Below are 21,591 nucleotides of genomic sequence, written 5' to 3' on the forward strand. Positions count from 1 at the left end.
TTGCGCGGCAATGCCAGTCCTTTCTGCAGCAAAATCGCAGTTCTATGGGTCTGAAAACCCTTGATCTCTCAATGCGTTGGAGCGAGCTTCCGGCCGCCACGATCAGCATCGGCCGAGGGCCTCGGACATGGTGTCCATTCGACAAATCGAAGCCAATCGCAGCAACGCCAAGCGCAGCACGGGGCCGAAAACGGCGGTTGGAAAGACGAGGTCCAGCCGCAACGCGCTGCGCCATGGGCTGGCGCGGAGCATTATCAGCGATCCTCCCGAGGTGGAGAATCTTGCCGTCGCGATTGCTTCGGGGCTCGGGCATCCGATCACGCCCGATGCGGCGATGGCGCTGGCGCGGTCCAAGCTCGCGCTGCTGCGGATCCGCAGCCTGCGGCAGGCGATGTTAGGCGCACTTTTGAACGGCCCGCTGGCGGCAGATCTGAAAGGCCTTCAAGGCTTGGAGCGCTACGACCGGGCTACTTTGGTGCAGCAGAAGAGGACGCTTCGCTTGCTCAGCTTCGAGCGCGAGTGAGGCAAGGTCAGTTGGCTTCGTTCCGGAAATTGGCCGCACCGCCCCAATGGCTGCCGGCAACGCTCCTCGACTGCGCATCGCAGATGATGGGCTTAGCGCCTGGGCTGCTTCGGCGCCGAACCACGAGCCGACAGAAAGTCCCGGAACAACTTCAACGGATCAACGCCCAGGGCCTGGGCGATCGCGACAAATTCCACGACGTCGATCCGCCGTTCGCCGCCTTCGTATTTGGCGATGAACGATTGCGGACGGCCGAGCTTCTTGGCCAATGCATGCTGGCGGATGCCAGACTTCTGTCGCACTGCGACAAGAAGTTCGATCAGGCGGGCATGTTGCGCGGATCTTAGGGACTTCTGCATGACCGCCGGGCCAGGGAATCGGCGGCGGTCAATTTGATCCCGAAGATGGATTATCCCAAAACTGGATAAATTTGGCGGCCCGAGCTATCAGTGGCGGCAGCTACGGGGCACCTGATGAAGATTTCAGCGACAACGGTTCGGTACATCAAGCTCGGCGCCGGCGGCCGGTGGGAGAACAGCCTGGACCGCGCTGAGCTGCACTTCGGCTATGGTTCGGTCAGCCATGAACTTGCCGTCGACGGCGACCGGGCGAAGATCATCGCGCATCTGATTGCGCTGGGCCGATCGCCACAAGCGGCGGGGCGCGACGCGCAGGAAGTCGCCGACTTCTACGAATTGGACGAAAGGTGTCTTTGGATCACAATCGCGCGCGATCATTTGTGGTGGACGTTTGCGGAGCGAGAGGTCACCTGGGTCAAACCTGAACCAACGCGTGCAGGCGAGCGCTTCAGGAAGGCCATCGCCGGGTGGCGCAACACCGACATCAAGGGAACTCCGCTCAAAATAAACTCGCTGAGCACCAAGCTAACCAAGGTCGCAAGCTATCGTCGGACGATCTGCGCCGTCAAAGCGCAGGACTACCTGCTACGGCGGATCAATGGCATCGAAGAGCCGATCGTCGCAAAGGCGAGCCAAGCCCGAACCGCGCTGCTCGAGGTGACGATCGAGGCCCTGCAGCTGCTGCACTGGGCCGATTTCGAAACCCTTGTTGACATCATCTTTGCGCGCAGTGGCTGGAACCGGATCTCCGTGCTCGGCGGCACCAAGAAGCTGGTCGACCTCGAGCTGGAGCATGCGGTGATCAACGAGCGGGCAGCAGTTCAGGTCAAGTCTGCCGCCAGCCAAAAGACCTTGGATGCCTATATCCGCCGGATGGACGCCACCGAGCAGTTCGACCGGTTCTTCTTCATTTGTCATTCGCCAAGGGGGCGCTGAGCGCCCCCCGACGACCGCTCTGACATTCACGTCTGGACCGGTCGCGAGTTAGGTTCGACCATCATGCGGCTCGGGCTGCACGATTGGGTGATGGAGAGGCTCACCTAGCCAACCGATCAGAGACTACCCAGCGCGAGGCTGCGCGCTGGCCCGCACTACCATGCAACTGGATCTTGTCCGGGCTACGGGAAAGAATCGTCAATCCCCTTGGCGCGGGTGGAGTCGGCCAGGATGGTGTCCCGTAGTCGCACGAACCGGGCCCTTGCTTCCTCTATCGACACCGGGTCACGATCGTTTTCGATTTTTGTACTTTCGATTTCGCGAATTTGTTGAATCAGTGTCATCATTGAATTCAAGGCTCTCAAATTGCCCTTGAGCGCGAGATCTATCAGTCGCTTGACCAGTACCTTGTCCGTCTCAATGCGCAATCGTTGGCCGTCTTCGACAATGGGTCGCTTCCGCTTCAGTTCGTGTGCTACTAGGTCGATTAACCTGAGACATTTTTTCGGCCTACCGCGTGGATTGCCGGATTGACCGGGTTTGAAGCGCCGCTCTTTGGGAGGTTTTCCGTAACCAACTGAATAGTTTTCGGAGTTGCGCTTGGTCATTCCGCGCACTCCCGTTGCTTGTCTGCGGCGATTTCGTCGAACAGGCGACCGGTTGGGACATGGACGGCGCTTTGCCCGGTGTGGCGTTGCCAGCGCCTTATCGCGACGTCAACGTAAAGCGGCTCTAGCTCCGTCGCATAGAGGCGCCGGCCGACCCTTTCAGCAGCCAGCAACGTCGAGCCGCTGCCCAGGAAATTGTCCAAAACAATGTCATTGCGTTCTGTGCAGTCGAGGATTGCATCGGCGAGCAACTGAACCGGCTTCACAGTGGGGTGTAAGGCAAGCAGGTTACCTTCTTCGCCCCTCCGTTCGAAGCTATTGCATCCTGGATATTGCCATACGTTGGTTCTGAAGCGACCGTGTCGGCCAAGCTCGACGTTGTTGCGATGGGGCACCTTGCCGTGCTTAAAGACAAAGACCAATTCGTGCTGGCTGCGATAGAGTGATCCCATGCCAGCGTTTGATTTGACCCACGCGCATATGTTCTTGAGCTCGAGTCCAATTTGCGTAGCGGCAGCAAGAACCTCGGCGGAATGACGCCAATCCATGAAGATGTAGAGGAGGGATCCCTGGGAGAGGTGCTCGGTCGAGCGGCGAAGATAGCCGTTGAGGAATGCGGTAAACTCCTCGTTGGACATTTCGCCGGACGCCATCGCAAACTCGGGGTGGCGAATGCGTCCTTTGCCTGAGACGTGCCCTTGAATGGGGAGGTTGAATGGCGGATCCGTGATCACGGCACGTGCGCGTTCGCCGGCCATGAGGGCGGAAAATGAATCGGAATGAAGCGCGCTTTGGCACAATATCCGATGTGGTCCGGCTTGCCAGAGATCGTTGACAGCCGAAACCGGCGCCGAGACAACCGCAGGAACGATGTCGGCCGGGTCAGCAGACGGCTCAACCTGCAGAGATTCGAGGTTCTCGATGCGAAAATCGATCTCTCCCTGGGAGAAGCCCGCGACCTCGAGACTGAACCCGAGGTCGAGCTCAGAGAGCTCCTTGAAGGTTTCTGCAACGGCGCGATCGTCCCAAGGCGCTAGCTCGCCGAGCCGCTGCTCAGCAATCCGATAGAGTTCGAGTTTTTCGGGAGTGAGATGCGTGACCCGGATGACCGAGAGGTAGCGTAAGCCAAGCTGCAGCGCGCCAAGGTACCAGATCAAACCGGCCACGATCACGCCCGCAGAATCGATGATAACAGGGCTGATCAAGCCCAGTGCCTCGATGCATTTCGCGTATTGTTTCTTGTGGCGATCGGTGTGTTTGCGGACCAATCGCCGCGGCAGCGAAATTGCATCGATGGCAAGCCGCTCGACCGGTCCCACTTCTGTGAAGACCTCGTTGTGTTTCGATGATGTCGTCATGATTTACTCCTTTGGGTTGACCTTGGCGCCGCAGCGCGGATGTTGGGTGGCGCGCGAGCTTGTTTGAAGCATCGATATAGGTTTCAATGGGACGTGCGTGCATCGTACTTTTCCCTTCGGCTCATTCAGTCCGCTCGCCCGTATGCGCGCGTCCATGGCCGCGGTGGCTTCGCGAGCCTATGCGTTTTTGTTTTGAAGCGTTGATATGGGTTTCAATTAAACGTGAGTGCATGGTCCTTCTCCTTTCTATGCGGCTGGTTCAGCTGCGTCCTCGCTTGCGCGGTCGCGTTTTGGCGAGCTGTTCTGACAACGCGTGTGCTGACCGCGTGAGTTCGAGCCAGGTCATGGAACGGCCCGGCTTTTCAATCCCACGCTTAAACGCCGCGCTCGGGTCCTCGAAAATCTCAACGTTCGGGGCGGGGTCTTCCGCCGTCCGTTGATCCGACCAAATCAGTAAAATTACCGGTGAGTTCGTGTCGAAAGCTAGGCTCCCAGGTTTGGCCTGCAGCCGGATCTGATCCGGATCGAACAACTTGGCGCGATCGAGCCTCATGATCTTTTTGTGCTGGCGTTCCAGCGCCGGCCTGATGCGCCGCAACGATTCGACGACAAACTTCTGCGGCCATCTGTGGTTGAGCATTTGCAAGCCGATCAGCAAGGCAAAGCTCTCATATTCCGAAAACTGGGTCTCGCCGCCCTTACCCGGAGCATCGCCACTAACGAAAGCGTAGTTAGCCAGTTCCGGTCGGTTCGATTGCGGAGGCACCTCCAACGCACGGTCGGTATCCAATAGGCGTTTTAGGCGCGTCACCAAGTTCGCCTCTGACTTGGCGTCATCGGCGCCGAGCCCCGCCACAATGGCGTCCTCGACCTGGTTGCGCTTGTAGGCATTCATTGGAGCATGATATCAGGTTACAAAATGGGCGTCCAGGGGGACCGGACCGTGGCCCCGCTCGCGGTACTGTTCGGGAGGCGTAAGCCCGCTTGAGGTGCTCGCGGCGACGTTCGACGTGCAGGCGTTGGACGTGGCGCAACGTCGTTCGCTCACGACAGAGCTCCATTTGTCAATTCCGATCGATAAGTCGATGCCCGTCGTGAAATGCTGATATCCATCAGTTGCAGCGATCAGCACCTCCAAGACCAGTGCCTTTTCGCTGCTGGAGGCGGCGCCGCATGCTTTGCATATGCCCTCGCACATCTTCACGCGCGTCGGCTACTGGAACGAACCATCGAGGCCAATAGCCGTTCCGCCAAGGAGGGCAAGGACCCCCGCGAGCAGCTGCATGCCGACGACTGTAAGCAATTCACCGCGAGACTGAGACTTGATCTGCTTTAATTTTTCTGCCATTTTAAATCGGTTATTTTATTTTTGTTTTTTGAAGCGGCTTTTCAGAGCTATTTTGCAATATTGCGCCGCTGCCTATTTGGATAGAACATGAGCGACGAAACGATTGTCCGTTTGCAGACCCATAGGAAGAATGTTGAGCGGTATTTGCGCCTGCTGGAAACTGCGTTGACCGACGTTGAGCAGCAGTACATTGAGAAGCGCCTGGCTGAAGAAGGATCGGCCATGGACCAGCTATCGCTTCAGATGGCCGGGGCGGCGAACGCTTTCCATAAGATGTGCAATCACCCGCCCAGCGGCAAACGGTAAAAACCGCAAGCAGCGGTCAACCCGCGGTCTGTCGCAATTGTCCACTGACCGAGATGTGGCAGGATACGCTTGGCGAGTGAACGCACCGCGCAATCGCGGATAATAAGGGAGCGGGGCGCGGGACTTTGGTCAACTAATCCTTGGATGTATCTCGCAGCGCAATTTGAATGGCTTCGCGGATTCGCCGACCTCCTTTGGGGTCGATCGCATCCAAGTGATAAATTCGACATAACAGACCGTTGATGCGCCTCACAATGCGCCTGTTATTGGAGTGCCGATTGCGCGCGCGCACCAGCTGACGGCGCACTTCCAACAGGTCCAGGCGATGAAGCCCTCTTGATTGCACCATGCGGATGGACCCAGCGTGTGTCGTTTTGGATCGTCAGCCACGGACACTCGGTCCAGCGTGATTATCACGGGCCAAACCACCGCAGGCTTTCAGCGTTCCAGCCCAGATCAAATAGCTCTTTTAATTAAATTTACGGGGTGTTATTAGCATTTAATTATTTAATTGGCAAATTTACGGGTGGGCGCTGGTTTGAATACCTCATTGAACCAAAAGTTCGATGTTGCCGGATCTGAGATGGCTGGGGCGTCCTTTAGTTTCCCCGAGCCTGCTCCAGCTCACGCACTGATCATTTCGGACGCGCATCTCCTGTTCTCAGGGGACTATGCACGTTCAGGTCATGATCTCATCATTTCCGATTCTGACCATCGGATCACGATCCCCAATTACTTTCTCGGTGAGAAGCGTTTGCCGCTCAGCTCCTCGGACGGCGCGCTGCTCGACGCGAGAGTGGTCGAAGCCCTCACCGGTTATCAAACCTTTGCGCAAGCCGGAGGCAATGCCGCGGCTGGAAAGGTGATTGGCCGGGTCGCGACCGTAACGGGAAGCGCCAGCATCGTTCGCAACGGCGTTACGATCGAGGCGAATAATGGGGATGTCGTTTATCAAAACGATGTCGTGCAAACTGGAAGCGGCTCTACCATTGGTCTCGTCCTTATCGACGGCACCACGTTCAACCTGAGCGCCAATGCTCGGTTCATGTTGAACGAATTGGGGTATGAGGGGCAGAGTAGTGCGAGTGGCACCTTAGTCAGTCTGACGAGTGGCACGAACCATTCGATGTTCACTCTCATCCAGGGTGCCGCCAGTTTCGTCGCTGGGCAGGTCGCGAAAACCGGCGACATGCAGGTCGCGACGCCTACTGCCGCGATTGGAATTCGCGGTACTGCCGTCCTTCTCAGCGTCGATGCTGTGGATGGGAAAGTCTCGGTCTCTGTCGCTGATCAGCAAGACGGCCGAGTTCATTCCGTACAAGTCTTCAAATGCGTTCCAGCGACGAACTTGCTTCAAGGCGTTTGTACTGCGGGAGATCCGATCGGGATAGTCACCAGCGACGGTCCATCGCTAACCATCACACCAACCGCGAATTTTGAGGTGATCACCCAAGCCGTCAGCAAGACCCCAGGGCAAGTTGCGCAGGAGTTCAACGCTTTTCAACAGGTGTTAACGACCTACGATATCGGGAAACAGATCGCTCCAGACACTCCGGCACCTAGCGACGGCAAGCGAGGAGACGTCGACACAAAGTCGCTGCAGAAGTTCGCTGGGAGCCCCCCACCATCACCCACTGAAGCTCCAACCACCGTTATTGGGGGCGACATAAAAGGCCAAGCTGGTGGGGGATCGATCACTCCAGTTGTTGTGACCCTCGCTTCCATCGCGGGGACTTCTGGCTCCGCCTCGAAACCGCTCGTCCCCACTTTGGACCCATCGCAAGCTGTTGTTATGGCTTCATTCGGACCTGTCCTTATCAGCAGCGCAGGCGGTCCAACCAACCAAGGAAATCAAACAATCAGCGGAACAGTTGATCCGTCCTTCGTTGGAAGCGCGGTGACGCTGTACGACACATACAATGGTGTTACGACGCAGATTGGAACCGTTACCGTTGGCTCCGGCGGCGTTTGGAGCCTGGCGGTCACCCTGGCTGGTGATGGCGACCACAGCATCGTGGCTTTGGACTCTAGCGCCAACTTTACAACGAGCGTGCCCGTTGTTTTCACGCTCGACACGACGGCACCCGCGGTCGCGATCACCAGCGCGGGCGGACCCGTCAACCAGGCGAGCCAGACCATCACCGGCACGGTGGGCGTCGCCGATGCCGGCGCCACCGTCACCATCCTGGATGGCACCACGACGATCGGCACCGCCATCGTGCAGGGCAACGGGACCTGGAGCGCCACGGTCACGCTCGCCAACGGCCTGAACTCGCTGACCGCTCGGGTGAGCGATGCGGCCGGCAATACCGCGACCAGCGGCGCGGTGGTCTATACCCTCAGCACCACCGGCCCGACCGTGACCGAGACCCTGGTCGCCGACACCGGCACCTCCGCCACCGATCACGTCACCGCCAACCCGGCGCTGAGCGGCACCGGCCTCGCCAACACCGTGGTGCACTTCACCATCGACGGCAGCCCGATCGCGGCGACAGTGACCACCGATGCGCAAGGGGCGTGGTCGTTTACGCCGAGCGGGCTGGCGGACGGACCGCACACCATCGTGGCGAGCCAAACCGACACCTTTGGCAACATCGGCTCGGCCTCGCTGAGCTTCACCCTCGATACCACGGCACCCGCGGTCGCGATCACCAGCACCGGCGGTTCGACCAGCCAGGCCAGCCAGACCATCACCGGCACGGTGGGCGTCGCCGATGCCGGCGCGGCCGTCACCATCCTGGACGGCAGCACCGCAATCGGCACCGCCATCGTGCAGGGCGACGGGGCCTGGAGCGCCACGGTCATGCTCAGCAACGGCCCGAACTCGCTGACCGCTCGGGTGAGCGATGCGGCCGGCAACACCGCGACCAGCGGCGCGGTCATCTACACGCTCAGCACCACCGGTCCGACGGTGACCGAGGCCCTGGTCGCCGACACCGGCACCTCCGCCACCGACCACGTCACCGCCAATCCGGCCCTGAGCGGCACCGGCCTTGCCAACACCGTGGTGCATTTCACCATCGACGGCAGCCCGATCGCGGCGACGACCACCACCGATGCGCAAGGCGCCTGGTCGTTTACGCCGACCGGGCTGGCCGACGGATTGCACACCATTGTCGCAAGCCAGACCGACAGCTTCGGCAACACCGGCTCGGCCTCGCTGAGCTTCACGCTCGACACGGCGGCGCCGACCGTCGCGATCACCAGCACCGGCGGTTCGACCAACCAGGCCAGCCAGACCATCACCGGCGCGGTGGGCGTCGCCGATGCCGGCGCCACCGTCACCATCCTGGACGGCACCACGACGATCGGCACCGCCATCGTGCAGGCCAACGGTAGCTGGAGCACCACGGTCACGCTGAACCAGGGCGGCAACTCCCTGACCGCACGGGTCAGCGACGCGGCCGGCAACGTCGCGACCAGCGGCGCGGTGGTCTACACGCTCAGCACGACAGGTCCGACGGTGACCGAGGCCCTGGTTGCCGACACCGGCGCTTCGGCCACCGATCACGTCACCACCAACTCGGCGCTGAGCGGCACCGGCCTTGTCAACACCGTGGTGCACTTCACCATCGACGGCAGCCCGATCGCGACGACAGTGACCACCGATGCGCAAGGCGCCTGGTCGTTTACGCCGACCGGGCTGGCGGACGGACCGCACACCATCGTGGCGAGCCAGACCGACACTTTTGGCAACACCGGCTCGGCCTCGCTAAACTTCACGCTCGACACGACGGCACCGACGGTCGCCATCACCAGCACCGGCGGTTCGACCAACCAGGCTAGCCAGACCATCACCGGCACGGTCGACGTCGCCGATGCCGGCGCCACCGTCACCATCCTGGACGGCACCACGACGATCGGCACCGCCATCGTGCAAGGCAACGGCAGCTGGAGCACAACGGTCACGCTGAACCAGGGTGGCAACTCCCTGACGGCACGGGTCAGTGATGCGGCCGGCAATACCGCGACCAGCGGCGCCGTGGTCTATACGCTCAGCACCACCGGCCCGACCGTGACCGAGGCCCTGGTTGCCGACACCGGCACTTCAGTCACCGATCACGTCACCGCCAACTCGGCGCTGAGCGGCACCGGCCTCGCCAACACCGTGGTGCACTTCACCATCGACGGCAGCCCAATCGCGGCGACGACCACCACCGATGCGCAAGGGGCGTGGTCGTTTACGCCGACCGGGCTGGCGGACGGACCGCACACCATCGTGGCGAGCCAGACCGACGCTTTTGGCAACACCGGCTCGGCCTCGCTAAACTTCACGCTCGACACGACGGCACCCGCGATCGCGATCACCAGCGCGGGCGGGCCAGTCAACCAGGCGAGCCAGACCATCACCGGCACGGTGGGCGTCGCCGATGCCGGCGCCACCGTCACCATCCTGGATGGCGCCACGACGATCGGCACCGCCATCGTGCAAGGCAACGGCAGCTGGAGCACAACGGTCACGCTGAACCAGGGTGGCAACTCCCTGACGGCACGGGTCAGTGATGCGGCCGGCAATACCGCGACCAGCGGCGCCGTGGTCTATACGCTCAGCACCACCGGCCCGACCGTGACCGAGACCCTGGTCGCCGACACCGGCACCTCCGCCACCGATCACGTCACCGCCAACCCGGCGCTGAGCGGCACCGGCCTCGCCAACACCGTGGTGCATTTCACCATCGACGGCAGCCCGATCGCGGCGACGGTGACCACCGATGCGCAAGGGGCGTGGTCGTTTACGCCGAGCGGGCTGGCCGACGGATTGCACACCATCGCCGCCAGCCAGACTGACAGCTTCGGCAACACCGGCTCGGCCTCGCTAAACTTCACGCTCGACACGTCGGCGCCGACCGTCGCGATCACCAGCGCGGGCGGGCCGGTCAACCAGGCCAGCCAGACCATCACCGGCACGGTGGGCGTCGCCGATGCCGGCGCCACCGTCACCATCCTGGACGGCGCCACGACGATCGGCACCGCGATCGTGCAGGGCAACGGCAGCTGGAGCACCACGGTCACGCTGAACCAGGGTGGCAACTCCCTGACCGCCCGGGTGAGCGATGCGGCCGGCAACATCGCGACCAGCGGCGCGGTGGTCTACACGCTCAGCACCACCGGCCCGACCGTGACCGAGGCCCTGGTCGCCGACACCGGCGCTTCGGCCACCGACCACGTCACCGCCAATCCGGCCCTGAGCGGCAGCGGCCTTGCCAACACCGTGGTGCACTTCACCATCGACGGCAGCCCGATCGCGACGACAGTGACCACCGATGCACAAGGCGCCTGGTCGTTTACGCCGAGCGGGCTGGCCGATGAACCGCACACCATCGTGGCGAGCCAAACCGACGCTTTTGGCAACACCGGCTCGGCCTCGCTGAGCTTCACGCTCGACACAACGGCGCCGACCGGCGGTGCACCGGACCTGACAGCGGGCTCGGACAGCGGTACCTCGGCTACCGACAACATCACTTCGGCGACGTCGCCAAGCTTCACGGTGTCGCTGACCCCGACGGTTGCCATCGGCGATACGGTGCAGCTGTTGCTGGGCGGCTCGCTGCTTGCGCACCCAGTCACGCATGTGATCACGGCCGCCGACGTGACGGCAGGCAACGTCAGCCTGATGGTGACTGCCGGCGATCTCGGAGCCGATGGCACCAAACAGATCACGGCGCAGTTCAGCGATGTCGCCGGCAACAGTTCGACGAGCGCAGCGCTGAGCTTCACGCTGGACACGGCGGCACCCGCCGTTGCGATCACCAGCACCGGCGGACCGGTCAACCAGGCGAGCCAGACCATCACCGGCACGGTCGACGTCGCCGATGCCGGCGCCACCGTCACCATCCTGGACGGCGCCACGACGATCGGCACCGCGATCGTGCAGGGCAACGGCAGCTGGAGCACCACGGTCACGCTGAACCAGGGTGGCAACTCCCTGACCGCCCGGGTGAGCGATGCGGCCGGCAACATCGCGACCAGCGGCGCGGTGGTCTACACGCTCAGCACCACCGGCCCGACCGTGACCGAGGCCCTGGTCGCCGACACCGGCGCTTCGGCCACCGACCACGTCACCGCCAACCCGGCGCTGAGCGGCAGCGGCCTCGCCAACACCGTGGTGCATCTGACGATCGATGGTGTTCTCAGCACCGCTACGGCGACCACGGATGCGCAAGGCGCCTGGTCGTTTACGCCGAGCGGGCTGGCCGACGGATTGCACACCATTGTCGCAAGCCAGACCGACACTTTTGGCAACACCGGCTCGGCTTCGCTGAGCTTTACGCTCGACACCACGGCACCCGCGGTCGCCATCACCAGCGCGGGCGGACCGACCAACCAGGCCAGCCAGACCATCACCGGCACGGTGGGCGTCGCCGATGCCGGCGCCACCGTCACCATCCTGGATAATGCCACCGCAGTCGGCACCGCCATCGTGCAGGGTAACGGTAGCTGGAACACCACGGTCACGCTGAACCAGGGTGGCAACTCCCTGACCGCCCGGGTGAGCGATGCGGCCGGCAACATCGCGACCAGCGGCGCGGTGGTCTACACGCTCAGCACCACCGGCCCGACCGTGACCGAGGCCCTGGTCGCCGACACCGGCGCTTCGGCCACCGACCACGTCACCGCCAACCCGGCGCTGAGCGGCAGCGGCCTCGCCAACACCGTGGTGCATCTGACGATCGATGGTGTTCTCAGCGCCGCTACGGCGACCACGGATGCGCAAGGCGCCTGGTCGTTTACGCCGAGCGGGCTGGCCGACGGATTACACACCATTGTGGCGAGCCAGACCGACACTTTTGGCAACACCGGCTCGGCGTCGCTGAGCTTCACCTTCGACACAACGGCGCCGACCGGCGGTGCACCGGACCTGACAGCGGGCTCGGACAGCGGTAGCTCAGCTACCGACAACATCACTTCGGCGACGTCGCCAAGCTTCACGGTGTTGCTGACCCCGACGGTTGCCATCGGCGATACGGTGCAGCTGCTGCTGGGCGGCTCGCCGCTGGCGCACCCGGTCACGCATGTGATCACGGCCGCCGACGTGACGGCAGGCAGCGTCAGCCTGACGGTATCCGCCGGCGATCTCGGAGCCGATGGCGCCAAACAGATCACGGCGCAGTTCAGCGATGTCGCCGGCAACAGTTCGACGAGCGCGTCGCTGAACTTCACCCTGGATACGACGGCGCCGACGGTTGCGATCACCAGCGCAGGCGGACCGGTCAACCAGGCCAGCCAGACCATCACCGGCACGGCCGGCGTCGCCGATGCCGGGGCGACCGTGACCATCCTGGACGGCACCACTGCGATCGGCACCGCCATTGTGCAGGGCAACGGCAGTTGGAGCAGCACGGTCACGCTCGCCAACGGCCCGAACTCGCTGACCGCTCGGGTGAGCGATGCCGCCGGCAACACTGTAACCAGCAGCGCGGTGGTCTATACGCTCAGCACCACCGGCCCGACCGTGACCGAGGCCCTGGTTGCCGACACCGGCACTTCAGTCACCGATCACGTCACCGCCAATCCGGCGCTGAACGGCACCGGCCTTGCCAGCACGGTGGTGCACTTCACCGTCGACGGCAGCCCGATCGCGGCGACAGTGACCGCCGATGCGCAAGGGGCGTGGTCGTTTACGCCGAGCGGGCTCGCGGACGGACCGCACACCATCGTCGCGAGCCAAATCGACACTTTTGGCAACACCGGCTCGGCCTCGCTAAACTTCACGCTCGACACCACGGCACCGACCGTCGCCATCACCAGCGCGGGCGGACCCGTCAACCAGGCGAGCCAGACCATCACCGGCACGGTGGGCGTCGCCGATGCCGGCGCCACCGTCACCATCCTGGATGGCACCACGACGATCGGCACCGCCATCGTGCAGGGCAACGGCAGCTGGAGCACCACGGTCACGCTCAGCAACGGCCCGAACTCGCTGACCGCGCGGGTGAGCGATGCCGCCGGCAACACTGCAACCAGCGGCGCGGTGGCCTACACGCTCAGCACCACCGGCCCGACCGTGACCGAGGCCCTGGTCGCCGACACCGGCGCTTCGGCCACCGACCACCTCACCGCCAACCCGGCGCTGAGCGGCACCGGCCTCGCCAACACCGTGGTGCACTTCACCATCGACGGCAGCCCGATCGCGGCGACAGTGACCACCGATGCGCAAGGGGCGTGGTCGTTTACGCCAAGCGGGCTGGCGGACGGACCGCACACCATCGTCGCCAGCCAGACCGACACTTTTGGCAACACCGGCTCGGCGTCGCTGAGCTTCACCCTCGACACGACGGCACCGACCGGTGGCACGCCAGATCTGACGGCGGGTTCGGATACTGGTACCTCGAGCACGGACAACATCACCTCGGCGACCTCGCCGAGCTTCACGGTGGCGCTGAACCCGACCGATGCCATTGGCGATACGGTGCGGCTGTTGCTGGGCGGCTCGCCGCTGGCGCACCCGGTCACGCATGTGATCACGGCCGCCGACGTGACGGCAGGCAACGTTAATCTGACGGTGACTGCCGGCGATCTCGGAGCCGATGGCACCAAGCAGATCACGGCGCAGTTCAGCGATCTCGCCGGCAACAGTTCGACGAGCGCAGCGCTGAGCTTCACGCTCGACACCACGGCGCCGACGGTTGCCATTACCAGCACCGGCGGACCCGTCAACCAGGCCAGCCAGACCATCACCGGCACGGTCGGCGTCGCCGATGCCGGCGCCACCGTCACCATCCTGGATGGCACCACCACGATCGGCACGGCCATCGTGCAGGGCAACGGGACCTGGAGCACCACGGTCACGCTGAACCAGGGCGGCAACTCCCTGACCGCCCGGGTCAGCGATGCGGCCGGCAATACCGCAACCAGCGGCGCCGTGGTCTACACCCTCAGCACCACTGGCCCGACGGTGACCGAGGCCCTGGTCTCCGACACCGGCACCTCGGCCACCGACCACATCACCGCCAACCCGGCACTGAGCGGCACCGGCCTCGCCAACACGGTGGTGCATCTGACGATCGATGGTGTTCTCAGCACCGCTACGGCAACGACCGATGCGCAAGGCGCGTGGTCGTTTACCCCGACCGGGCTGGCCGACGGACCGCACACCATCGTGGCGAGCCAAACCGACACTTTTGGCAACACCGGTTCGGCCTCGCTGAGCTTCACCCTCGACACGGCGGCGCCGACCGGTGGCACGCCAGATCTGACGGCGGGTTCGGATACTGGTACCTCGAGCACGGACAACATCACCTCGGCGACCTCGCCGAGCTTCTCTTTGGCGCTGAACCCGACCGATGCCATTGGCGATACGGTGCGGCTGTTGCTGGGCGGCTCGCCGCTGGCGCATCCGGTCACGCATGTGATCACGGCCGCCGACGTGACGGCAGGCAACGTTAATCTGACGGTATCCGCCGGCGATCTCGGAGCCGATGGCACCAAACAGATCACGGCGCATTTCAGCGATCTCGCCGGCAACAGTTCGACGAGCGCAGCGCTGAGCTTCACGCTCGACACCACGGCGCCGACGGTCGCCATTACCAGCACTGGCGGACCCGTCAACCAGGCCAGCCAGACCATCACCGGCACGGTCGGCGTCGCCGATGCCGGCGCCACCGTCACCATCCTGGACGGCGCCACGACGATCGGCACCGCCATCGTGCAGGGCAACGGCAGCTGGAGCACGACGGTCACGCTGAACCAGGGCGGCAACTCCCTGACCGCACGGGTCAGCGATGCCGCTGGCAACACCGCAACCAGCGGCGCCGTGGTCTATTCTGTCGGCGTGCCCGGCGCCATTCTCGGCGATGCTGGCGACAACACCCTGACAGGGACCGCCGGGAACGATGCATTCCAAGGCTTCGGCGGTAATGATACATTCAACGGTTTGTCGGGCGTTGATCGAGCGGTCTATGTCGACGCGACCGGGGGCATCACCGCCGATCTGACGGCGGGAACCGTGACGGGTCCGGGTGTCGGCACCGACACTCTGGTCGGCATCGAAGCCATCCAGGGCAGCAACTTTGCCGATCACTACTCGGCGGTCGGTTTCAGCGGCAATTCCGGGGTGCCTGGCACGCCGATCGGCTTCAACAGCTTCGAAGGCATGGGGGGAGATGACATCATCGCCGGCACGGTCAATCCTTCCGGCGAGATTCTGACCCGCATTTCCTATGTCAGTGCCACAGCGGCAGTGGTCGTTGATTTTGCCGCGGGAACGGCGAACGGCGATGCATCAGTTGGCAACGACACCTTCACCAATGTCAATTCGGTCATTGGGTCGGCATTTGGAGACACGCTGCGGGGCAGCGACAATCCGAACGGTACTTTCGAGCAATATGACGCTCGTGCGGGCAACGATCTGATCGATGGCCGCGGCGGCTACGATTTTGCCGTCTATAATAACGACGCCGCCGCCACCACGGGCATAACCGTCAATCTTGCGGCCGGTACCGTCACTGGCGATGCGACGATCGGGACCGATACGCTGCGTTCAGTGGAAGCCGTCCGCGGCACCAACTTCGCCGATACTTACGATGCCGCTGGTTTCAGCGGCACCAGCACCAATGCCGGATCGAGCGGCACCTTCAACAATTTCGAAGGCATGGGCGGCAACGATGGCATCATCGGCAACGGCAACACCCGACTCCAATATACCCAATCAACCGCCGGCGTGACGGTCGATTTCCTCGCGGGCACAGCGACCGGCGATGCCTCCGTGGGTACCGATACATTCACCGGCGTCAACGCCGTCATGGGCTCGATGTTTGCCGACACCTTTTCGGGAAGCGGCGCCAACGAGAACTTCATGGGCCTTGCCGGCGATGATTTCATCGACGGAAAAGGCGGCTTCGACACGGCGCAATATGCCAACCTGACCTTCACGACGGGGGGGATCAGCGTTCACCTTGCAGCTGGAACGGTGACCGGAGATGCCTCGAGCGGCACCGACACCTTGCGTTCAATCGAAGGCATTCAGGGCACTAATTTTACCGACACTTATGACGCGATTAATTTCGGCGTCACCGGCGCTATCGATCCCGCGACCGGCCTTCCCTATGCCAATGTCGGCAACAATGGCACCTTCAATCAATTCGAGGGAATGGGCGGTAACGACATCATCACCGGCAACGGCAACACGCGTCTGATCTACACCAATGCAACCGGCCCCGTGACGATCACTTTCGCTCTCAACGGCTGGACCAGCACCACCAGCGGCGCGTCGGGTACCGTAACCGGTGATGGGTCCGTAGGCACCGACACCTTCTCTGGTGTCGGCTCGGTGTCGGGGTCGTCATTTGCCGACACCATCACCGGCTCGAACAATCCAAACAACACCTCGGAGGAATTTGCCGGTCGCGGCGGCAATGACTTCATCGACGGTGAAACTGGTTTCGACAGGGCTTTCTACAACAACGATGGTTCGGCGTCGGGTATTCAAATCGATATGGCTTCGGGCGTGGTGACCGGCGACGCTGCTATCGGAACGGACACCCTCCGATCCATCGAAGCGATCCGAGGAACCGGCTTCGCCGACACTTATGTCGCGACCAATTTCGGCGTCTCCGGCGCAAATGTCGGCGATTTCGGTACCCTCAACGAGTTTGAGGGAATGGCCGGCAATGACACGATCACCGGCAACGGCAATACCCGCATCGCATACTACAATGCTCTCGATGGTGTGACCGTCGACCTCGCAGCCGGCAACGCCCACGGGACTGCCTCCGGTGACCTCGCAGGTGTCGGGACAGACACGTTCACCGGCGTGAATGCCGCCCGCGGTTCAGCTTTCGCTGACGTCATTCTCGGCGATGCCAATGCCAATGCCCTCGACGGCAGGGACGGCAATGATCGGATCGACGGCCGCGGTGGCGCCGATACCTTGACCGGTGGGAACGGCGCCGACACCTTTGTCTACGCCGATGGTGACGGAGCAGACACCATCATGGACTTTAACCGTACCCAAGGCGACACGATCGATCTGACAGGGTTGTCAGGCTTCTTCACGCTCGCAGATGTTCAATCGAAGGCAACGGTGAGCGGCGGCAACACCATCATCGATGTCGGAAGCGGGAATACTCTGACGCTGATAGGTGTAACAAGCCTCCAGCAGAGCGACTTCATCTTTCCCAACGCCACCAACGGCACCTCGGGCTCGGATGTGCTGCTCGGAACGAGTCAAGCGGATGCAATTTCCGGCCTCGCCGGAAATGATCGGCTTCAGGGATTCGGCGGCAACGATCTGCTCGATGGCGGGGCCGATTTTGACCGCGCTGTCTATACCGATGCCACGGGCGGGGTCTCCGCGAACCTTGCGGCGGGAACGGTATCCGGACCGGGAGTGGGTACCGATACGCTCGTTGCGATCGAAGCCGTGGTTGGCAGTGATTTTGCGGACACCTTCAATGCGACCGGTTTCGCCGGGGTCACCGGTACGTCCGGTACGCCGATCGGGTTCAACGAGTTCGAGGGCCGCGGTGGCAACGACACCATTCTGAGTGACGTGAATCCTTTAGGCGCGGCTCTGACCCGGGTCTCCTATGTGAGCGCCACCGCCGGTGTGACTGTCGACATCGCAGCCGGAGCGGCGGATGGAGATGGATCCGTTGGTCACGACACGTTTGTTGGCTCGGGGATTCTTGCCGTCTGGGGCTCTTCGTTCGCCGATACTCTTTTCGGAAGCAACAATGGATTCGGCACGATCGAGGTGTTTGCGGGGTTCGCTGGCAACGACGTGATCGACGGGCGCGGCGGCTTCGACCGCGTCGACTACAATAACGATCCGACCACCACGTCAGGTATCACTGTCAATCTCGCGGCAGGCACCCTGACGGGGGATGTCACGGTTGGTTCTGATACACTTGTATCGATCGAAGCGGCGCGTGGCACCAATTTTGCCGATACCTACAACGCCGTTGGATTTGGCAGCACCAGCACGAACTCCGGCTCGCTCGGGACCTTCAATGAGTTCACCGGCGAAGGCGGCAACGACATCATCACCGGCAACGGCAACACGCGCCTCGGATTCAACAATGCGACTGCAGGCGTCGTGGTGGATATAGCAGCCGGCACGGCTACCGGGGACGTCTCGGTCGGAAGCGATACGTTCACGGGCGTCAATGCCGTCATGGGCACGATGTTCGCCGATTCCTTGTCGGGAAGCGGCATCAACGAGATATTTACCGGGCTTGGTGGCAACGACACAATTGACGGTCGCGGCGGCTTCGATACCGCCAGCTACAACAACATCTATCTTTCGACCGGCAGTGTCACCATTGACATGGCGTCCGGCACGGCCACGGGCGACTCCTCGATCGGTACGGACACGCTGCGTTCGATCGAAGCCATCCAGGGAACCGTCCTTGCCGACACCTATGTGGCAATGGGATACGGCCTTGCAGGCGCTCTTAACGTCGGCAACAACGGCAGCTTCAACCAGTTCGAGGGGCTTGGTGGTGACGATGCCATTACCGGCAACGGCAACACGCGTCTGATCTACACCAATGCAACCGGTCCCGTGACGATCACTTTCGCTCTCAATAGCTGGACCAGCACCATCAGCGGCGCGTCGGGTACCGTAACCGGCGATGCGTCGGTAGGCACCGATACCTTTTCGGGCGTTGGCTCGGTGTCAGGGTCGTCATTCGCCGATACCATCACCGGCTCCAACAACCCGAATGGTACAGCGGAAGATTTTGCCGGTCGCGGCGGCAATGACTTCATCGACGGTAAAACTGGCTTCGACAGGGCGTTCTACAACAACGACGGTTCCGCGTCAGGTATTCAAGTCGATATGGCTTCGGGCGTGGTGACCGGCGACGCTTCGATCGGAACAGACACTCTTCGATCAATTGAGGCGATTCGCGGGACTAACTTCGACGATATTGTCATCGCAACCAACTTTGGCACCTCCGGTGCAAATGCCGGCGATTTCGGTACCCTCAACGAGTTCGAGGGAATGGACGGCAATGACACCATTACCGGCAACGGCAATACTCGCATTGCATTCTACAATGCTCTGGATGGGGTGACTGTCGATCTAGCCGCCGGCAACTCCCATGGGACGGCCTCCGGTGACCTCGCAGGCACCGGGGCAGATACCTTCACCGGCGTGAATGCCGTCCGTGGGTCATCCTTCGCTGACTTCATTTTTGGCGATGCCGGCAGCAACACGCTGGATGGGCAAGCAGGAAATGACGTGATCCAGGGCCGAGGAGGTGCCGACACGTTAATAGGAGGAGCGGGAAGCGATCAATTCGTATTCGCTGCGGTTTCCGATTCCACGGTTGCAAGCCACGACACGATCAGTGATTTCGTTCATGGTACAGACATCATCGACACCTCGGCGATCGCGGGGGTGACGAGTGTCCAAGGCTTGCTCAGCGGGAGCGCCCAAATCGCCGCGCACAGTATCGGGTGGATTCAGAGCGGCGCGAATACGATTGTCTACGTCAACAGCTCGGCCACTGCGCAGAGCGAAGGGGCGGCGGATATGGAAATTGTCTTGTCCAATGTAACTGCGAATATACTGACCAGTCAGGATTTTCTCCTCCACATCTAACGTACTCTTTCTGAAGGATGGCCGGCTTCCAGGTGCGGGTCGCGCCGAGGGGACGTTCCGTGAAGCCGTTGAGCAGATCTACCGCTCACGCCAGTTGAGAGAGGAGAGTCACCAGCTCCGACTGGCGGTGCGCGCCCGTCTTCGAGAAGATCGGCTTGAGGGGGTTGCGGGCGGTTTCGCGCGAGATGCGCAGGTGCTCGGCGGCGTTGGCGAGCGATGCGCCGGTTGCAAGCAGGGCGGCCAGCCGGGTTTCCGCTGGGGTGAGATCGAAGGCCTGGCCGATCAGCGCCGGGTCCGGCGCCGGGCGTGGGATGAGGTTGGACAGGATCAGCATGGCGCGGGCTCCGAGGAAGACGGAGCGCGCTGCCCCGTCCACCGGCAGGATCCGCAAGACGACCGGAATCTCGCTCCCATTTGCGATGCGGTATTTCTAGGCGCGCGGCAATCTGCATCGCGCGCGACGAACAGCTGATCTATACTCACTTTGCTGCCTGCACTTACGACCTTGAGGGCCTGCCCATGAAGTGGCGAGGATTGATTGCGCTTTTCGGCGTCGCGGCAGTTGTCTCCCCCTGCGCGGCATACGCGCAAAAGGGCGCACTTCCGACAATTGGCTATCTTGGCTTCGACTCAGCCGACAAAAGTAAGGACTTGCTCGTCGCCTTTCGGGATGGTCTCCGCACCAAGGGCCTTGTAGAAGGCCAGAACGTCACAATCGAGTACCGCTTCGCTGATGGAAGGTATGATCGCTTTCCGGAATTGATCGCAGATCTGATTCAGGATCGCGTTCGAGTGATCGTCGCTGCCACTGGTACAAACGGAGTCTTGGCGACAACGAAAGCGACCAAGACGATTCCAATCGTGTTTGCAATTGCCATGGACCCGGTACTTCTTGGCGTTGTTTCCAGTTTGAACAGGCCGGGAGGAAACGCGACCGGCGTGAGCATGTACACTCCGCAACTGACCGCCAAGCGACTTGAGTTATTGGCAGAGTTGACACCGGGAGGCGGAACAATCGCTATGCTGGTAAATCCAACAAATCCAAACGCGAATGTAGTGGTATCGGATGCCGAAGCTGCGGCCAAGTCGCTTGGCCGACAAATTCACGTCCTGAAGGCGAGCACCGACGAGCAAATTTCTGCTGCCTTCGGCGAAATCAGAAACCGGAAGCATGCCGCGCTTCTTGTCAGTCCAGATGCATTCTATATTGCACGCCGAGAGCAACTCGCAGCGTTGTGCGAGCAGTATCGGATTCCCGCGACTTATGAATGGTCGTTCTTCGTCAAATCCGGCGGACTTATGAGTTATTCGCCACGCATTACCGATGTTCAGCGTCAGCTTGCCGATTACACAGCTAAAATTCTGAGCGGCGCTCGACCCGCCGACCTTCCGATTGAACAGCCGACTAGGTTCGAGTTGGCGATAAATATCAAAACAGCAAAGAACATCGGCCTTACTATCCCGCCCTATCTCCTCGCTCGCGCCGACGAAGTGATCGAATGACGAAGTTATGCTTATGCTCCCTAGCCCTGAGGCGAAGATCGGTTCAGCTCGGCATGTCAGCAGCTAAGGCAACCCCGGACGTGCCGAGAACGCGACTAGATC

General features: G+C 62.0%; 10 protein-coding genes. 5 read left to right on the forward strand and 5 right to left on the reverse strand.

Annotation, left to right across the window (positions count from 1 at the left end; all coding sequences use genetic code 11):
- Positions 1-76: 76 nt before the first annotated feature.
- Positions 77-523, forward strand: coding sequence for a hypothetical protein (locus GGD67_RS26725; protein WP_246790861.1), 447 nt, complete (start codon positions 77-79; stop codon positions 521-523).
- A 92-nt stretch (positions 524-615) separates the two neighbouring features.
- Here GGD67_RS26725 and GGD67_RS26730 read toward each other — a convergent pair whose 3' ends face one another.
- Positions 616-882: a helix-turn-helix domain-containing protein gene (locus GGD67_RS26730; RefSeq protein WP_179736999.1), complete on the reverse strand. Its 267-nt coding sequence runs from the start codon at positions 880-882 to the stop codon at positions 616-618.
- A 114-nt stretch (positions 883-996) separates the two neighbouring features.
- On the opposite strand from GGD67_RS26730, the gene GGD67_RS26735 reads away from it, so the two are divergent.
- On the forward strand, positions 997-1,818 hold the full coding sequence (locus GGD67_RS26735; RefSeq protein WP_179737001.1) for a hypothetical protein: 822 nt from the start codon (positions 997-999) through the stop codon (positions 1,816-1,818).
- A 182-nt stretch (positions 1,819-2,000) separates the two neighbouring features.
- On the opposite strand, the gene GGD67_RS26740 is transcribed toward GGD67_RS26735, so the two are convergent.
- The 3 genes from GGD67_RS26740 to GGD67_RS26750 all read right to left on the reverse strand — a co-directional run bounded on the left by GGD67_RS26740 (position 2,001) and on the right by GGD67_RS26750 (position 4,679).
- Complete coding sequence (locus GGD67_RS26740) at positions 2,001-2,426, reverse strand: DUF5681 domain-containing protein (RefSeq protein ID WP_179736807.1); 426 nt, start codon at positions 2,424-2,426, stop codon at positions 2,001-2,003.
- The gene (locus GGD67_RS26745; RefSeq protein ID WP_179737003.1) at positions 2,423-3,784 is read right to left on the reverse strand and encodes a DNA modification methylase; all 1,362 of its coding nucleotides are present in this window, start codon (positions 3,782-3,784) and stop codon (positions 2,423-2,425) included. The genes GGD67_RS26740 and GGD67_RS26745 overlap by 4 nt, the downstream gene beginning before the upstream one ends.
- 259 nt (positions 3,785-4,043) lie before the next feature.
- On the reverse strand, positions 4,044-4,679 hold the full coding sequence (locus tag GGD67_RS26750) for a hypothetical protein (protein ID WP_179737005.1): 636 nt from the start codon (positions 4,677-4,679) through the stop codon (positions 4,044-4,046).
- 540 nt (positions 4,680-5,219) lie between these two features.
- On the opposite strand from GGD67_RS26750, the gene GGD67_RS26755 reads away from it, so the two are divergent.
- Both GGD67_RS26755 and GGD67_RS26760 read left to right on the forward strand, forming a co-directional pair.
- A complete protein-coding gene (locus GGD67_RS26755; protein WP_104464108.1) occupies positions 5,220-5,438 on the forward strand; it encodes a hypothetical protein in 219 nt (72 codons plus the stop codon).
- Positions 5,439-5,964: 526 nt separating this feature from the next.
- Positions 5,965-19,986, forward strand: coding sequence for an Ig-like domain-containing protein (locus GGD67_RS26760; RefSeq protein WP_179737007.1), 14,022 nt, complete (start codon positions 5,965-5,967; stop codon positions 19,984-19,986).
- Positions 19,987-20,071: 85 nt separating this feature from the next.
- Here GGD67_RS26760 and GGD67_RS26765 read toward each other — a convergent pair whose 3' ends face one another.
- On the reverse strand, positions 20,072-20,320 hold the full coding sequence (locus tag GGD67_RS26765) for a helix-turn-helix transcriptional regulator (protein WP_179737009.1): 249 nt from the start codon (positions 20,318-20,320) through the stop codon (positions 20,072-20,074).
- 185 nt (positions 20,321-20,505) lie between these two features.
- Here GGD67_RS26765 and GGD67_RS26770 point away from each other — a divergent pair, with 185 nt between their 5' ends.
- The gene (locus GGD67_RS26770) at positions 20,506-21,489 is read left to right on the forward strand and encodes an ABC transporter substrate-binding protein (protein ID WP_179737011.1); all 984 of its coding nucleotides are present in this window, start codon (positions 20,506-20,508) and stop codon (positions 21,487-21,489) included.
- Positions 21,490-21,591 lie beyond the last annotated feature (102 nt).

The sequence above is a fragment of the Bradyrhizobium sp. IAR9 genome, assembly GCF_013408065.1.
In the GTDB taxonomy this organism is placed as follows: Bacteria; Pseudomonadota; Alphaproteobacteria; order Rhizobiales; family Xanthobacteraceae; genus Bradyrhizobium.

Excerpts from the sequence above, each read along its gene's own strand:
- GGD67_RS26765 (WP_179737009.1), bottom strand. The coding sequence starts at position 20,320 with ATGCTGATCCTGTCCAACCTCATCCCACGCCCGGCGCCGGACCCGGCG.
- GGD67_RS26770 (WP_179737011.1), top strand. The coding sequence starts at position 20,506 with ATGAAGTGGCGAGGATTGATTGCGCTTTTCGGCGTCGCGGCAGTTGTC.
- GGD67_RS26755 (WP_104464108.1), top strand. The coding sequence starts at position 5,220 with ATGAGCGACGAAACGATTGTCCGTTTGCAGACCCATAGGAAGAATGTT.
- GGD67_RS26740 (WP_179736807.1), bottom strand. The coding sequence starts at position 2,426 with ATGACCAAGCGCAACTCCGAAAACTATTCAGTTGGTTACGGAAAACCT.
- GGD67_RS26750 (WP_179737005.1), bottom strand. The coding sequence starts at position 4,679 with ATGAATGCCTACAAGCGCAACCAGGTCGAGGACGCCATTGTGGCGGGG.
- GGD67_RS26745 (WP_179737003.1), bottom strand. The coding sequence starts at position 3,784 with ATGACGACATCATCGAAACACAACGAGGTCTTCACAGAAGTGGGACCG.
- GGD67_RS26735 (WP_179737001.1), top strand. The coding sequence starts at position 997 with ATGAAGATTTCAGCGACAACGGTTCGGTACATCAAGCTCGGCGCCGGC.
- GGD67_RS26730 (WP_179736999.1), bottom strand. The coding sequence starts at position 882 with ATGCAGAAGTCCCTAAGATCCGCGCAACATGCCCGCCTGATCGAACTT.